18 protein-coding genes are annotated in these 16,086 nt (G+C 47.1%); all 18 read right to left on the reverse strand.

Annotation, left to right across the window (positions count from 1 at the left end; genetic code table 11):
- Positions 1-3 precede the first annotated feature (3 nt).
- Entirely contained in the window at positions 4-1,176 is a 1,173-nt protein-coding gene (gene spoIIIAE / locus AXX12_RS07045) for a stage III sporulation protein AE (protein ID WP_066240033.1), read from the reverse strand.
- 42 nt (positions 1,177-1,218) lie between these two features.
- The gene (gene spoIIIAD / locus AXX12_RS07050) at positions 1,219-1,608 is read right to left on the reverse strand and encodes a stage III sporulation protein AD (RefSeq protein ID WP_066240036.1); all 390 of its coding nucleotides are present in this window, start codon (positions 1,606-1,608) and stop codon (positions 1,219-1,221) included.
- Positions 1,609-1,782: 174 nt separating this feature from the next.
- On the reverse strand, positions 1,783-1,980 hold the full coding sequence (gene spoIIIAC / locus AXX12_RS07055) for a stage III sporulation protein AC (protein WP_066240039.1): 198 nt from the start codon (positions 1,978-1,980) through the stop codon (positions 1,783-1,785).
- A gap of 16 nt (positions 1,981-1,996) precedes the next feature.
- Positions 1,997-2,518 carry a stage III sporulation protein AB gene (locus AXX12_RS07060; RefSeq protein WP_066240042.1) on the reverse strand — a complete coding sequence of 174 codons (522 nt, stop codon included), beginning with the start codon at positions 2,516-2,518 and terminating at the stop codon, positions 1,997-1,999.
- The gene (gene spoIIIAA / locus AXX12_RS07065; protein WP_066240044.1) at positions 2,509-3,507 is read right to left on the reverse strand and encodes a stage III sporulation protein AA; all 999 of its coding nucleotides are present in this window, start codon (positions 3,505-3,507) and stop codon (positions 2,509-2,511) included. Before spoIIIAA ends, AXX12_RS07060 begins: the two co-directional genes overlap by 10 nt.
- Before the next feature lie 103 nt (positions 3,508-3,610).
- Positions 3,611-4,036, reverse strand: coding sequence for a CD1247 N-terminal domain-containing protein (locus tag AXX12_RS07070; protein ID WP_066240048.1), 426 nt, complete (start codon positions 4,034-4,036; stop codon positions 3,611-3,613).
- Positions 4,037-4,128: 92 nt separating this feature from the next.
- Positions 4,129-4,686 (reverse strand): elongation factor P, encoded by a 558-nt coding sequence (gene efp / locus AXX12_RS07075; RefSeq protein WP_066240050.1) that lies wholly within the window; start codon positions 4,684-4,686, stop codon positions 4,129-4,131.
- A gap of 15 nt (positions 4,687-4,701) precedes the next feature.
- A complete protein-coding gene (locus AXX12_RS07080) occupies positions 4,702-5,772 on the reverse strand; it encodes a M24 family metallopeptidase (protein ID WP_066240053.1) in 1,071 nt (356 codons plus the stop codon).
- 99 nt (positions 5,773-5,871) lie between these two features.
- Positions 5,872-7,530 (reverse strand): peptidoglycan D,D-transpeptidase FtsI family protein, encoded by a 1,659-nt coding sequence (locus tag AXX12_RS07085; protein WP_066240056.1) that lies wholly within the window; start codon positions 7,528-7,530, stop codon positions 5,872-5,874.
- Positions 7,531-7,570: 40 nt separating this feature from the next.
- Positions 7,571-7,789, reverse strand: a complete 219-nt coding sequence (locus tag AXX12_RS07090) for a DUF4911 domain-containing protein (RefSeq protein WP_066240059.1) — start codon at positions 7,787-7,789, stop codon at positions 7,571-7,573.
- Positions 7,786-9,009: a peptidase U32 family protein gene (locus AXX12_RS07095; protein WP_066240062.1), complete on the reverse strand. Its 1,224-nt coding sequence runs from the start codon at positions 9,007-9,009 to the stop codon at positions 7,786-7,788. The genes AXX12_RS07090 and AXX12_RS07095 overlap by 4 nt, the downstream gene beginning before the upstream one ends.
- The gene (locus AXX12_RS07100; protein ID WP_066240064.1) at positions 8,996-9,622 is read right to left on the reverse strand and encodes an O-methyltransferase; all 627 of its coding nucleotides are present in this window, start codon (positions 9,620-9,622) and stop codon (positions 8,996-8,998) included. The genes AXX12_RS07095 and AXX12_RS07100 overlap by 14 nt, the downstream gene beginning before the upstream one ends.
- Positions 9,623-10,645: an endolytic transglycosylase MltG gene (mltG, locus tag AXX12_RS07105; RefSeq protein ID WP_066240065.1), complete on the reverse strand. Its 1,023-nt coding sequence runs from the start codon at positions 10,643-10,645 to the stop codon at positions 9,623-9,625.
- Positions 10,646-11,186: 541 nt separating this feature from the next.
- On the reverse strand, positions 11,187-11,537 hold the full coding sequence (locus AXX12_RS07110; protein WP_066240068.1) for a DUF1292 domain-containing protein: 351 nt from the start codon (positions 11,535-11,537) through the stop codon (positions 11,187-11,189).
- Positions 11,538-11,634: 97 nt separating this feature from the next.
- Positions 11,635-12,066, reverse strand: a complete 432-nt coding sequence (ruvX, locus tag AXX12_RS07115) for a Holliday junction resolvase RuvX (protein ID WP_066240071.1) — start codon at positions 12,064-12,066, stop codon at positions 11,635-11,637.
- Between the two features lie 31 nt (positions 12,067-12,097).
- Positions 12,098-13,045 (reverse strand): aldo/keto reductase, encoded by a 948-nt coding sequence (locus tag AXX12_RS07120; protein ID WP_066240074.1) that lies wholly within the window; start codon positions 13,043-13,045, stop codon positions 12,098-12,100.
- A 1-nt stretch (position 13,046) separates the two neighbouring features.
- Positions 13,047-13,304, reverse strand: coding sequence for an IreB family regulatory phosphoprotein (locus tag AXX12_RS07125; protein WP_066240077.1), 258 nt, complete (start codon positions 13,302-13,304; stop codon positions 13,047-13,049).
- Between the two features lie 143 nt (positions 13,305-13,447).
- A complete protein-coding gene (gene alaS / locus AXX12_RS07130) occupies positions 13,448-16,066 on the reverse strand; it encodes an alanine--tRNA ligase (RefSeq protein ID WP_066240081.1) in 2,619 nt (872 codons plus the stop codon).
- Positions 16,067-16,086: the final 20 nt, after the last annotated feature.

Raw genomic sequence — 16,086 nt, forward strand, 5'->3', positions numbered from 1 at the left:
TCACTAACGCAGCATCATCGTCACATTACCAGCACCGATGATCATCGTAATCGATAAAAAGAACATTAATGCGACAGTCAAAACAGCCCCTAAGACTAGCATTAAGTTGTTGCCCACTGTATCAAGACATTTTGCCATTTTCTCCGCACCCATCGGTTGCACCAGTGCTCCTGTCACTTTAATGACAGTGATCAGAGAAATTAGTTTAACCACCGGCAGCGCACAAAGGGTTACGACAGCCAGAACGCCAACTACACCGACTGCATTCTTGATTAACAGTGAGGCTCCCATCACTAGTTCAACTGTATCAGCAAACATCTTGCCGACAACCGGGATAAAAGTAGCTGTTGCATATTTGGCGGTTCGCAAGGTGATCCCATCAGCTACGCTACCGACTACACTTTGGATGCTAATCACTCCAATGAAAACAACCAGGGTGAGACCAAGAACTACCATGCCGCTTTGTTTGAGAACTCCGGCTAAATTACTCAGCTTATATTGGTCTGACAAATAATTTACACACTCAATGAGAGCAGTCACCATTAATAACGGCAGTACCATATCTTTCACAACCACGCCGGTTATGCCGATAACAAACAGCATAAATGGGGTAAACAGAGCAACTGAGGTAATAGCCCCGACCCCTGCCAGCAGTGACATCATTAGCGGCAACATGGCCTGCATAAAACCGATCATATACTCAACACTCTGGCGTGCAACGAGTATCACATTATAAAACGCATTTAGCACCAGAACCATGAGAAAGATAAAGCAAATACTATAGGCCAGTAGGGAAACCCCGGACGAATTAAACGAACTGTGCAAATTCTGCAGTAACGCGCACAGCACAGCTAAGAACAGTAATTTCCCCATCAAACTCAGATTCATCGCTAACTCGCGGAATAGTCGAGACAGGGCAGCTTGCCAGAGGGTCTGCCAATCGAGACTTAGACCTTTGCCAGCGATATTCTTCAGAGTATCTGGGTTAATCAGCGGAATATCTTCACCCAGTTCTTTATTTACTTTGCTGATAAACTGATTGACTGATTCGGTTGATAGAGTTTGTGCGATCTCGTGACTGATTGGATTTTCGTCAATTGGCGATGCCCATACCGGGCAGCTTGCCAGCAGTAGTATCAACAGCGCGGCGCAGAAGCTTTTTACTTGGCTGTGCATGATGGCCTCCATTGTGCCTGGAATATTGTCTTTACCCCTGTTTCATCGCGGGATCAGTCGCGTAATGGTGTCAAGTACCAGAGCGATGATGGGAATTGCCATGACCATGATCAGAATCTTGCCGGCAAATTCAATCTTGCCAGCCACCGCGCCTTCGCCTGCATCTCTACATACCTGAGAACCAAACTCAGTGATATAAGCGATACCAATAATCTTTAAAATGGTGTTCAGATACATTTGGCTGATATTAGCCTTATCTGCAAGATCCTGAAAGACGTTCAGCACAACCTGAATTTTAGATAAGACCATTAAGAAAATTATCACTGCCAAAGTTATTCCAAGCTGAACTGCCAGTTCCGGTTTTTGCTGTCTGATAATAAGGATGAGCAAGGTAACAACAAATCCCAGGCCGACAATTTGGATGATTTCCATGTTTTACACTCCTAATCAAACGTGTTTGAAAAACACGTAACAAAAATATCAGGAGGGTGTTGAAAATGTTCAGAGGCTAGGCGACAGAGCCTGTAAGGCCGGAGGCGTACAATACGGTACGTTGAGGACCTCGCAGGTTCTGGCAACACCGCATATGGGCATTTTCAACAGCCTCTAAAATAACTTGAATACTTCCTGCACTGTGCTGAATAACCGCCCCAATAGTTGCACCACCCAAAAAAGAACCAGCGTAAAGCCCGCTAGCGTGCTCAATTGTGCCATATCCTCCTTGCCTGCTTGCTTGAGCGCTGCGTGAATGACAGAAACTAAAATTCCTACCCCGGCAATCTTAAATAAGATATCGAGCCCCATTTCCTTTCCCCCATTCTTAGATCAAGAGTATCGCCACAGTCATGCCGCCGCACACGCCAAGATATCGATACATGGCGACGTTTTGGTCTCTGAGCGCCAAAGCATCATGCTCGATCTTTTCCAATTGAGACATTAACATATCACAATAACGTTCTTGTTCCTCCCGGTTCATTTTTCCTAAGTTCGCGCCGAACAGGATAAAAGCTTCCTTTTCTTGTCGTTTTAACGCTAACTGGTCACCGCTAGTTTCCAGCGCTCGGGTAATCGCTTCTTGTGGAGTTAACGCAGCTTCCCAACGCAGGAACTTTCCAATAGTAGTAAAAACCTCACAAATCACACCCGACAATCCTCTGGCTGATTCGCTGAACGCTTCGGCTAAAGGAGTTGAAGCATAACGTATATACGATTTCAAGGCCACAATTCCATTAATTAGTTGTCTGACCTGTTTCGGCCGATTCTGATAACGGGCAGCTAAACTAAAGCCCATTAACCCACCGGCCGCAATAACTAGAATGCTGCCAGTCAGTTTTAACCACATACTTTCACCCCATTCTTGCGACTGTATAAGTTGCGGCCTGTACGTGCATCAGTGATTTCCTCAACTGTTCCAATCGCAGGCTGATCGCTCAGTATGATAAATCGCTCAAAATATTGGTCTTTTAATAAATCGCCGATATTGGGGCGTCTGGCCGCATCAGCAGCATCATGCCCATGGACAGTTGTAAGTACAGCAACCCCTGCGTGCAGGGCCTCACGCACTGCTTGCGCGTCTTCAATACTGCCCAATTCGTCAGTTGCCACCGCTTGCGGCGCCATGGAACGAACTAGCATGATCATGCCAACCGCTTTGGGACAGCCGTCAAGCACATCTACCCTTGGCCCTAAATCAACAGTCGGCACTCCATCCCAACAACCGGCAATCTCTGACCGCTCATCCACCAACCCAACCTGCGCGCCGGCAAACCCATGACATCGGCTGCCGGAGCTGATTTGTCTGATTAAATCCCGTAGCAGAGTAGTCTTGCCGCAGCGTGGCGGCGATATGATGAGAGAGCTGGCAATGCGCCCGCCACTGACGACATAGGGAAATACCAGATCGGCAGCTCCCTTCTGCTCCCGCGCTAGTCGGATATTGAGCGAACTGATATTTTTTAAAGCCTTGAGTTTGCCATTGTCTATTATTGCTTGACCGGCGATTCCCACTCTGTGTCCGCCGCTAATCGTGATATAGCCGGCCTGCAATTCCTGTTCGTAGGCGTAAAGTGAATTGCGACTGATCAATTGGAGTGCTTTGATGATATCATCGCGAGTACAGATGACTGCCTGCGTGACTTCGCTTATCAGCGTCCCATCAGATCTCAGCATGTTATCAGCTTTCCCGATCATGATTAATACAGGTTGGCCAACACGCAGTCTGATTTCCGTAACTTGCTGCAAAATAGAAGCCGATAGACGGAGCACAGCAGACGCGATCAGTGGCGGCAGTATCGGAATTATAGTCTTTTCGATAGATATAGCTGCAATCATACTCCCCGTCCTTTCTTTACATAGATATGATGTATGGCTGTATTTATGCTTAAATAAAAGAAGACTTGGCTGAGTACTTCAGCCAAGTCTTCTACTATCTGACTCAAATTCCGGGATGGTTGTGGCGAGCGAAATGACCTACTTCATTTGGTCTAACAGTACTCATATGATCATCTTCATAGATAATACTGCCACAAGTCGGACAAGCAACTTCTACGGTATTATCTTCGCCAAGTTCTGCAGTTTCAAAGACGATCTCTGCATTACAATTTGGGCACTCGAGATGCAACAGACCATTGTCACTGTCTTCGTAAACAATGTCTTCCAAGTGTTCAAGGTCCTCATCCATATTATCAACATAATCTTCAAGATCTTTTTGCGCCAGTTGAACATCTTGGAGTTCTTTCGCGACAGAATCGAGTACATCCACCATATTCAACAGCACTTTTGCCTCCACAGACTGAGAACTAAAGTTCAAGCCTTTGGCCAAACCTTGCAGATAAGAGACCTTTCCTTGAACGCTACTCATAAAAAAACCCCCTCATTACGCTTTTTCCCGCCAGTTTTAGTATTACCAAGCGGTAGAAAAACATAACTCAGAGGTTAGTGAGTGAATATAGATTACGCGCGTTCGATGTAATCGCCAGTTCGGGTATCGATCCGCAGGACCTCACCTTCTTCAATGAAAAGCGGAACCCGTACAACATGGCCGGTTTCCAGTTTGGCCTGCTTAGAGCCGCCGGTTGCGGTATCACCGCGGATACCCGGGTCGGTTTCAACGACTTTTAGTTCCACCGAGAAAGGTAAATCAACGCCAATTATGGTATTTTGGAAAAACATCACTGCGATGTTCATATTTTCTTTGAGAAATTTCGTCGCGTCGCCAAGTTGGTCAGAGGATAAAGCCAGTTGCTCATAGTTTTCGTTGTCCATGAAGTGATACATATCATCGCTGAAATAAAGGAATTGCATGTCGCGTTTGTCAATATGGGCTTTCGGCAGTTTCTCACCTGCGTTAAACGTGCGTTCAATGACTGCACCTGTGCGCAGGTTCTTCATTTTGGCGCGAACAAATGCCGCTCCTTTACCAGGCTTAACGTGTTGGAAGTCAACTACCTGCCAGACATCGTTGTCAATTTCAACCGTGACCCCGGTTCTAAAGTCATTACTAGAAATCATGAAAATTGCCTCCTATCACCTGTCAATTTCGATAAGTTGTTTACTACTGGTTGTGAGTATGTCACAGCCAGAAGCTGTCACCACGACAATGTCCTCGATCCGGACTCCGCCCCAATCAGGAATATAAATACCTGGTTCAACTGTCACTGCCATATTCTCTGCCAGTCGACCGGTTTCATTAGTCGGCGATAAGCGGGGTTCTTCATGAATCATTAAGCCAACACAATGTCCTAGCCCGTGGCCAAAATACTCGCCATAGCCGGCGGTGGTGATTAGATCTCGAGCTACAGCGTCAACATCACGGCATAGGCGGCCTGCCTTTACTGCTTGCACAGCTTCGAGTTGAGCGGTTAACACAGTTTGATATACTTGTCTCTGCTTTTCTGTTGGCTGCCCCATAACTAGAGTGCGCGTCATATCCGAATGATAGCCTTGGTATACAGCCCCAAAATCCAGAGTAACAAAGTCGCCAGATTCCAGAAGTTTGTCTGTTGCAACGCCATGCGGCATAGCGCTCCGCTTGCCTGAAGCGACAATGGTGTCAAAGGCTGGCTTTTCACTGCCCAGTTTGCGCATCCTGGTCTCGAGCTCAAAAGCAACCTCAAGCTCACTCATGCCAATATGGACGATATCAACAACATAGGCGAAAGCAGCATCAGCGATAACAACCGCTTGCTTAATCAGTGCCATCTCCTCTTGATCTTTTTGCGCTCGCAAAAGATCAAGTTTGACCGGGCAAAGTTCAGACGCAGCAAGGGCTTTGCCTAACAATCCATATGTCTCATAGGAAACATATTCTGTTTCGAAGCCGAGCTTTTTTACATTCAGTTCACGGGCAAGCCGTCCGATGGTTTCATACATACTATTTCCGTGACGAATGATTTCAAACTCTTGGGCTTGCTTGGCGGCTTGTTCAATATACCGAAAGTCGGTAATGAGCTGGGCAGTATGCGCTGTGATGAAAAGGACTCCGGCTGAACCGGTAAATCCGCTGAAGTAACGGCAGTTTTGCGATTTGCTAACAAGCAGGCTGTCCAGCTTTTGTTCAGCCATAAACGCTCGCAAGAGTTCTAAACGACGTTGCATACCGGATTCCTCCCGTTAACTTCAATCATCTTGCGTCAAAAACATAGCATATTATACCATACCTTGTGTCTTTTTGCCAATCACCGTTTTTACCGTGTTCTAGGGTTGCTGTGTGAGAATTCGCTCCATAATCTCCCGAAACAAGGGCGCAGCAATATCGCCGCCTGACATGCCTTCTTCGATAAATACGACCGCCGCAAATTTTGGATTGGCAGCAGGGGCAAAGCCTGCGAACCAAGCGTGATTAATGCTCTTACCCTGAGATAGTCTACCTGTTTCAGCTGAACCGGTTTTGCCAGCTGAGCCGAGCTTTTCCACCTGAGCCGCCGCGCCTGTTCCATATTCAGTAACAGCTTTCATCATTTCCCGCATTTGTGCAGCAACAGGGGCTGACATCACTTGTTGCGGCGGGCGTCCCTGTGGGACTACAGTTATGCTGCCATCGTGATTGATCAGGCGGCTGACCAAAACTGGCTGACGTAATATTCCGCCGTTAGCTATCGCCGAAACCATGCCGACTACCTGCAATGGGCTGGCTTCTAACGTACCTTGACCGATTGACAGATTCGCCAAGTCGGCAGAGAAAACCGCAGCTGCATCTGGCAAGGTCCCCCCTGCCTCTCCCTGTAAACCAATGCCGCTTAACTGGCCAAACCCCAACTTACGGGCATAGCTAAGCAGATTTTTGGCTCCTACTTTCAGACCTAATTCAATAAACACTGGATTGCTGGAGTAGGCCATCGCCTCGGTAAACGTAATCTTTCCTCGAGCACCTTTTTCATAATCCCAACCGCGAAAGCGGATTGAGTTGACCTCAATATAGCCATTGTCAAAAAATGTATCTTGCGGTTTGACCAACTGTTGTTCCAGCGCTGCCGCAGCCACAGCCAGCTTAAATACTGACCCAGGCTGATAATTCACGATCGCTCGGTTAAGCAGCGGTGCAGATTGGTGGTTCAGATACAGTTCTAAGTGATCGGCGTCGAAATTAGGGCGGGACGCCATGGCCAAAATTTCACCTGTCACAGGATTCATAATAATGACCGCGCCTTTGCTGACACTCTGATCAAGAACAGACTCGACAATAGTTTGAATCCGCTTATCAATAGTCAACACAATATTCCCCGGACGTCTGCCTTCTGAAGCGTGAATCCGCTTGTAGCCGAGTCCCGGGATGATTCGTTGGCCAGCGTCCACCATAGCGGCAATATAAGTGGTTTGATGCCCCCGCAGTATCGAGTCAAAGCTTGCCTCAAGCCCGCTCACGCCTTGATTGTCGGCGGCATTAATATAGCCAAGGACATGTGCTGCGAGGCCGTTAAGACTATAGCGTTTTTTCTCAGTCACTGCAATAACCCCAGGCAAAGCCGCCTCGTTAATCTTGTTTGCGGTTTGCTGATCGATTGCGTACTTCCACTTGAATGGTTGTTTAACTGTCGCTAAGGTTTCTCTAAGCTCTACACTGTCGACACCGAGATCAACCAAATTCGAACAGACTTTTTGCAAATGATAAATCTGCGCAGGAAATACAAACAGATAGGATTGCCCAACAGTACCTGTCAATGGCAATCCATTTCTGTCCAAGATGTCTCCGCGTATACTGTTAGCGGGCGCCTCAACAATTCGGCTTTCCAGCGCACGGATGCTTAATTTGTCAGTTTCAATAACCTGTAGAAAAAAGAGGCGGCCAAAGATTGCAAAAACACCTATTGTTACAATAAAGAATAATTTTCTAAGACGAGAAACAGAAAAAGCCATACTATCACCCTTAGGATAGTATGGCCATAGAAATTATTCCCTATTCCGCGCCGTCCACTAGTAAGTATGGAACTGGCAGGTTGGTGACGATTGAAAGAACCTCCTGTCGCGTGTCCGGAGTAGCACGTATCGCCAATAGCCCCTTGGACCTATCAAGTGTTGTCACAACTCCAAGGTGCTCATAACCCTCCATAATCTTGCAGATAAAGGTAATATCCGCAGGAGCAACCTGAATATATACTGCTGCAGGATTATTCATGGGCTCACCTGGCGACGAAGCATAGAAAACGGGGCAACTGGCTGTTGGACATCCATTCTTACAAGCTGTTGTGCGTGGGGAGCGACTGATATTTCATTTCCCTCTACATCAGTCATCCGTGTGATTATTTGTTGGAAATTCGACTGGCCTGGCTGCATGATTTCAATTTCTTCGCCTGTCTTCATATTATTTCTCTGCTCAACGATTGCGGTTTTGCTAACAGGGTCATAGGAATGAACTAGACCAACAAAGTCATGGGTTTGATGGTAGGTTCGATCGCCATAAATCTGATCAGCCTCAGTTGTCTTAGCAAAGGCGAAGCCGGTAGTGTAAGCGCGATGTGAAATTTTAGCTAGTTCAGTAAGCCATTCCGGTCGGGCAACAAAGTCTGATGGGTCGGCGAAATATGTATCAATAGCCTCCCGGTAAACTTTAACAACAGTTGCCACATAATGCACACTTTTCATGCGGCCCTCGATCTTAAAACTATCCAGTCCTGCCGCGATCAAATCGCCAATATGTGGTAACATGCACAAATCTCGAGAGTTAAAGACATACGCGCCGCGTTCATCTTCTAGTACAGGAAAGTACTGTCCAGGCCGAGTTTCCTCTACTACAGAATATTTCCAGCGGCAGGCTTGGGCGCATTCGCCGCGGTTAGCATCTCTACCAGTTAGATAATTGCTTAATAGACACCGTCCCGAATAGGAAATACACATTGCGCCATGAACGAAGGCTTCCAGTTCCACCTGGGTTTTCTCACGGATGCCGCGTATCTCGGACAGTGACAACTCACGGGCAAGCACAATACGCTTTGCCCCCTGGGACTGCCAAAATTGAGCTGACGCCCAGTTGGTATTGTTAGCCTGGGTGCTAATATGAAGCGGCAGTTTAGGCGCTACTGAACGAGCCACGCTAAATATACCAGGATCAGAAACAATGAGCGCGTCCACACCGGCTTCAGACAGAAATCTAATATACTCCGGCAATCCAACCAAGTCTTCGTTATGAGGAATAATATTCACCGTTACATAGACCCTGCGCCCAAGCGCATGGGCGTAGGCAACAGCTTCACGCACATCATCATCCGTGAAGTTGTCGCTAAATGCCCGCAGGCCATAGGCCTTGCCGCCTAAAAATACCGCATCTGCTCCATAAGTTAATGCAATCTTTAGTTTTTCCAGATTACCCGCTGGTGCCAATAGTTCAGGTTTCTTCATCAGATTCTCCTCGATGTTCTCGATAATAGGAAATAGCCACCCCGTCGCCGTCAGACAACAAGGTGGTTGCAAAACGTTCATCAGTTGAAACAAAAGCCAAGTACTCGCGCAACCGTTTTACCAAAGTCCGATAACGGCGCGGCGGATTTTCCTCAGCGTTTACCATACCCCGAAATAAAACATTATCAGCCACCACAACTGCGACTGGCGCAAGTTTGTTAAGTAATAGCTGCAGGTATGCAAGGTACTGCCCTTTAGGTCCATCCAAAAAGATAAAATCAAAATCACCAGTTAGCTGGTTAAGTATTGTCAACGCGTCACCGACCAGTACTGTCACACGTTCACTAAATCCGGCGTCAGCAATATGTTGTTTGGCGATAGCCGCTCTTTCGGCATCAATTTCTAAGGTTACCAAGGTTGCGCTCTCTGGCATCGATGCCGCAATTAACAAAGTAGAATACCCGATTGCCGTGCCAACTTCCAACAGCCGCACAGGCCGTTTCTCCCGAACGACATCAACGAGTATTTTTTCGCACTCTGGCCTCAAGATAGGTACCGATTCCTCGGATGCAGACCGCCGCATGTCTGCGAGCAAGGCATGTACTCTTGTCATTTAATTGCTCACCTGGGCAATCGCCGCCAAATGTTGTTCATAGGTTTTCGAGAAGTGATGAACACCATTTTTATCAGCAACAAAATACAAATTATCGGTTGCTGCCGGGTAGAGGACAGCTTTGATTGAGTCAATGCCAGGATTGGCGATCGGGCCGGGCGGCAACCCCATATTCAGATAAGTATTATACGGGGAGGGAATCTGCGTATCTTGAATCGTTAGCTCAGGCTTCGGATAACCCAAAATGTATTGAATCGTCGCGCAAGATTGCAACGGCATTTCCAACTTCAAGCGATTCATGAACACTGCTGCAATGATCGGACGTTCAGACTCGACCTGAGCCTCCTTTTCAACCAGAGAGGCCAGTATAATAACATCTCTCAGGCTAAGGTCCATTTGCCGAGCTCTTTCTTTCATTTCTGGTGTGAAGCGATCGTTAAATTGATACAGCATCATCTTAAGTAACTGTGGTTCGGTTACCCCTCGCGCTACGCGATAGGTATCAGGAAAAGCGAAGCCCTCTACCGGGTAAACAATATCGGCCCCAGCCTGTATATACTCATAAGGTCTCAGGACTTTAGCAGCTTCTTTAAACTTAGCGGCATCAGCAAGATTCTTCTCAGCCAAAAGAGCTGCAATTTGGTCAATCGTATATCCCTCTGGTACGGTAAATTGCCGGTAGGCTACTTCACCTCTGGCTAACATGCCCACAATGTGACGTACACTCATGTTGGGACTGAAGGAGTACTCCGCTGCTTGCAACGATTTCTCCATTCCTTCTAACCGGGCTACCATCCGAAAGAGGGAAACGCTCCTGATTAAGTTTTTTTCATACAGCACTTGTCCGATCTCCTGGGTAGACATGCCTGGCTTTACTGTTATCATCACTGCAGCGGCAGATCCGGCGCTAATCGGCTGAGCCAACTCATATACCATTCGCCCGCCAAGCAGACCAGTAAGCATCAAGAGTGCCAATACAGCCGGGAGAAGCCACCGGCGAATCTGTGGTTTAGTTTGCAGCATTATACCACCTCTTTTTTGTGGCTTGTTCAATACGGGATAAAGAAGACTTGATGTAGTTGGAGTTTTTACTCCATTTGAATCCTAGTCCACTTATCCAGGACTTAGTCGTTCTTTCTCCCGCTTTCGAAGCGGGAGTCTTAAATCGGGTTAGTCATCGATAAATCCCTTTATAAAGCATACAGTACTGCCTGAACAGATGTCAATATGCGACAAAATGCTGCACGTATTATGATGCACATTTTTACAAGAAAAAACCGTCGTTACATATGAGACTAGCAGTAATTGTGCAGCTAGAGCAAAAAAAACGCCGTTACTATGAAACTAACAGCAATACTATTAAGGCTAGTCAGAAATAAAACCACCGTCGCATATGAGACTAGCGGCAATTGTAGGGCCTAGTTATAAAAACCGCCGTTACCTACGAGACTAGCAGCAGTTGTAGGACTAATCAAGAAAAAACCGCCGTTACATATGAAACTAGCAGCAATTGTAAGGCCTAGTTATAAAAAAACCGGGGCGAGATGCCCCGGTTAGCTATTTTTTAGTCCTCTGCTTCTTCTTCAGCCATGATTTCATCGTATGCTTTGATCACAGCTTCGTACTCTTCGTCTGTCGGGTCTACATAGACTTGTTCGCCTTTTTCATCCTCGTCAATCCGAGCGATGATAGCATCTTGTTCGCCGCCGCAGCAATCGCAATCGGACTCTTCTTCGGAACACTCGCAGCCTTCTTCTTCATCCATTTCAAGCGGTACTAAAATGGCAAAGTTCTTATCGCCAACAGGAATTACCATTTCTTCCCGATAATAGAATTCATTGCCTTCTTCGTCAGTAATAACGACAATGGCATCTTCTTCCATACCGTCGAGATCATCTTTTTCAAAATCAGCCATATTCACACCTCATTTCGCTATTTGGAAACATTGGGTAATCTACTAGGTAATGTAGTCATTTTATAGTAGATAATCGGCCATGTCAAGGAACATTCTACTAAGATGGACGAAAGCTCGTTGTTAAACTATCGAGATATCCTTGCAAAATAAATACTGCCGCCATTTTATCAATTACCTGCCGCCGTTTGGCTCGGCTGACATCGGCTTCAATTAAAGACCGCTGAGCTGCGACTGTCGACAAGCGTTCATCCCACAGACGAATAGTGATCCCCGGAAACTGTTCTTTGAGTTTGTCAGCGAACTGTTTGGTTTCCTCACCACGCGGACCGATTGTGCCATTCATATTCTTAGGAAAGCCGATGAGCAGGGTGTCAGCTTCGTATTCATCAATAAGCTGCTTCAGGCGAGTGATATCTTTTGCCCATGCGGAGCGTCGGATAACTTCCACACCCTGGGCTGTAATCATGAGCAAGTCACTGACAGCCACCCCAATCGTTTTATCGCCAACATCTAATGCCAGTATGCGCATACATCCTCCAATTTATACCAAACAAGCAAACTTATATCACTTTAAGACAAAATTCCGAACAAACCGAAGCGCAATAACCGCAAAGCACGCATCGTTTCTGGTCAACCACAGCTTTGCCTTGCTCTAGAGTCAATGCGCTCATCGGGCAACGGGCCACACATTGACCGCAGCCAGCGCACCAGTCTTCAATTAAAAGCCGCCGTTTCTTGCCAGCCACTGCTGACACCTGCTCGGGCAGCGGTTTACGTCCCTCAAAGATAGCGCAATTGAATGCAACCTCATCAGGCGTCTGCATCCCAACGACAACTGAGGCGAGGTTAGCTTTGTTCAGAATCCAGGAAAATGCCTGTTGGGCATTTTGCCCTAAATGCCCGCCGCCTAACGCCTTCATACCATATATGCCTTTACCGGCACTGGCAGCATCATCAATAGCCGCAAGCATGTCGTCGACCGTCCCGTCAAGAATGCCAAGTCCAGCTTTATTAATGATTGGATGGATAACATCAATTTCTTCGATTAATGCGGCGGCGCGTACAACTTCAACCGTGTGGGTCGACACACCAATGGCGCGCACTAGGCCACGTTCCTTCGCTTTGACGAGAAAATCAAGCGCCGGGCGATGACCTTTAAGCGTGAGTCGGGATGTCTGTTCATGCAGACTGAAAATGTCTATATAATCTCTGCCAATTTCACTGCAGGCAGTATGAACACTCTGTTCCATTGCCTGGTATTCATACGCATAGGACTTGGAAGCAATGATAACATCACCATCAAAGCCGTTTAGGCCTGCCCGAATGTGAGAGTATGTGCCATATAATTCTGCCGTATCGATAAAGTTAACCCCAGCGTCAAGCGCAACGCGGATTACCCTGCCACCATCCTCTGATGATAGCCCTGCTTGCAGCGGACCAATTGTCAATGCGCCAAACCCTAGACGGGAAACCTGAATACCTGTCTTACCTAATGAACGCAGTTCCATGTTACTTTTCCTTCACATACGCTCCGACCAATTCCTCCAGAATCTCGTCCCTTTCAAACTTTCGAATCAGCATCCGCGCATTGCGGTAGCTGGTGATATAGGTGGGATCGCCGGACAAAAGGTAGCCAACGATCTGGTTAATGGGATTATAGCCTTTCTCTTTCAGCGCCCGGTACACAGTCACGATTGTTTCGCCAACGTCTTTCGGCTCTACATCGTCAACCTTATACATCATGGTTTGATCGGAAACAGGCTTCATACCACATCATCTCCTTTAAGGATATTACCTTGGGCTGTTAATAGACAATGTCTATTATTTCTATATTCGACTCTTGCTATGTATTTCCTGTCTGGCAGTAAGTCAATTGAATTAAAAGCGCGGTGAAACCACCGCGCTTTTTATCATTTCTTAATTTGGCTATCAACCACTGTTCTCGCCACAGCAAGCGCTTCGATCAGTTTTTCAGGATTTTTACCACCTGCTTGGGCCATATCGGCGCGTCCGCCACCGCCGCCGCCAGCGGCTTTGGCAACTTCTTTAATAATGTTGCCTGCATGAACACCTTTTGCTTGCGCCGCTTGGGTCGCCATGGCGACAAAGCTGACTTTGCCCTCCTGCACAGCGCCAAGCACCACAACTCCTGTTGTCATGCGATCACGGACCATGTCTGCTAGCGAACGAAGTTCGTCCATGTCACCGGCTTTCACTTGACCGACAGCGAATTCAATACCGTTAACATCAACAATTTCTGCCAGTAGCTTTTCTACAGTCGCTTTCGCCATGCCGCCCTGAACAGCAGCAAGTTCATGCTCAAGCTCTTTTGCTTTGACAAACAGCCCCTGAATCTTGGCGCTAATTTCTTCAGGCCGAGATTTTAACAGTGCAGCAGCTTCCTGTAACAGTGCCTCACGTGACTTGACATATTCCAGCGCGCCATAACCGGTGACAGCTTCAATCCGACGCATGCCCGCGCCGACGCTGCTTTCCGAAATGATCCGGAATAATCCGATTTCACCAGTTCCCTCAACATGCGTTCCGCCGCAGAGCTCGCGACTGACATTACCGACAACGATAACGCGAACTGTTTCACCATATTTCTCACCAAATAGAGCCATCGCGCCCATTTCTTTGGCTGTTTCTTGTGAAGTTTCAATGATGCCGACTGGGGTATTAGTGAGGATTGCTGAGTTGACAAAATCCTCAATCCGGCTCAATTCTTCCTGAGTAATTGAAGCGAAATGCGAAAAGTCAAACCGCAGACGCTCAGGGGTTACTAATGAGCCGGCTTGATTCACATGCGTGCCGAGAACATGGCGCAGTGCAGCTTGCAATAAGTGAGTTGCCGTGTGATTGCGAGCCGTTGAGCGCTTTCTGCACGAATCAGGTCGTACTCCTACTACTTCGCCAAGAGTTAGAGCACCTTCTATCACTTCGCCGATGTGATAGGTCGTTCCATCAGGCAGTTTCTTTGCATTCGCGACTTGCATCCTGCCGGTCGGAGAAACAATCTCACCTGTGTCTCCCACCTGACCGCCGCCTTCTGCATAGAAGGGTGTACTATCTAGGATTACTGTCACATCTTCGCCTGCATGGGCAGTCTCAACTACCTTGCCGTCCTGCAAAAGCACAAGAATCTTTGCTGTCTCGGCGGCAGGATTATAGGTCACGCGCTGGGTGACCAGTGCGGATAAGTCGGGAATAATGATTTTATCATCGCGCTCTTGGCGTGCGGAACGAGCTCGTTCACGCTGTTCTTTCATTGCTTCGTCAAATGCAGCTTTATCAAGTTGCATACCGTTTTCTTCCAATATTTCAAAGGTCAGTTCCCAAGGGAAACCAAAGGTATCATACAATTTAAACGCGGTAGCGCCATCAAGTAAGATATCATTGCGTTGCTTCATGTCATTAACGTGCGCGTTTAGCAGTTCAATCCCTTGGGCCAATGTCGTATGAAATCGTTCTTCTTCTTGTTGGATGACTTTCTTGATAAAAGCCTTCTTTTCATTAAGATCGGAATAAACATCAGCAAATATATCAGCGACGACATCAACAATGTCTGCTAAGAATGGCCGTTCAATACCCATCAACCGTCCATGACGGACAGCCCGACGCAACACCCGGCGCAGCACATAACCTCGTCCTTCATTTGAAGGCAAAACGCCGTCAGCAATCATCACCGTTACGCTACGGGCATGGTCGGCAATCACTTTAAGCGAAACATCCGTTTTTGCTGAGGTTCCATAGCTAACTCCGGCTACCTTCATCGTATGTTCGATAATCGGGAACAGCAAATCAGTTTCAAAGTTTGACGGCTTGCCCTGTAGCACTGATGCGATGCGTTCAAGTCCCGCACCTGTATCAATGTTTTTCTTAGCCAGCGGCGTATAGTTGCCAGCTTCATCGCGATCAAACTGGGTAAAGACTAAATTCCATATCTCTAAATAGCGATCACAACTGCAGCCGACTTGGCAATCCGGTTTACCGCAACCGCGCGCTTCTCCCAGGTCAAAATGTATCTCAGAGCAGGGACCGCAAGGTCCTGGCCCGATTTCCCAGAAATTATCCTCAAGGCGAATGATTTTCTCAGCATAGATGCCAATTTCATTACGCCAAATGTCAAACGCTTCATCATCAGAGGTATGGATTGTAATCCATAGCTTATCTTTCGGCAATTTAATTTCTTCAGTAAGGAATTCCCAGGCCCAAGCAATCGCTTCTTTTTTAAAATAATTGCCAAAGGAGAAATTACCCAGCATTTCAAAAAAAGTATGATGGCGAGCTGTTCGGCCCACATTCTCAATATCGCCGGTGCGAATACATTTTTGACAAGTGGAAATTCGTTCACTCGGCGGTTTCATCTTGCCGGTGAAAAACGGTTTAAACGGCGCCATACCTGCGCCAATCAAGAGCAGACTCGGGTCATCCTGCGGAATCAACGAGGCGCTCGGCAACACCAGATGTTCTTTACTGGCAAAAAACTGCAAGAACTTTTTACGCAGTTCACTTCCTGTCAAAATCATCAACCTCCACAATACATTGG

Origin of the sequence: Anaerosporomusa subterranea, from assembly GCF_001611555.1 — a bacterium.
GTDB lineage: Bacteria > Bacillota > Negativicutes > Sporomusales > Acetonemataceae > Anaerosporomusa > Anaerosporomusa subterranea.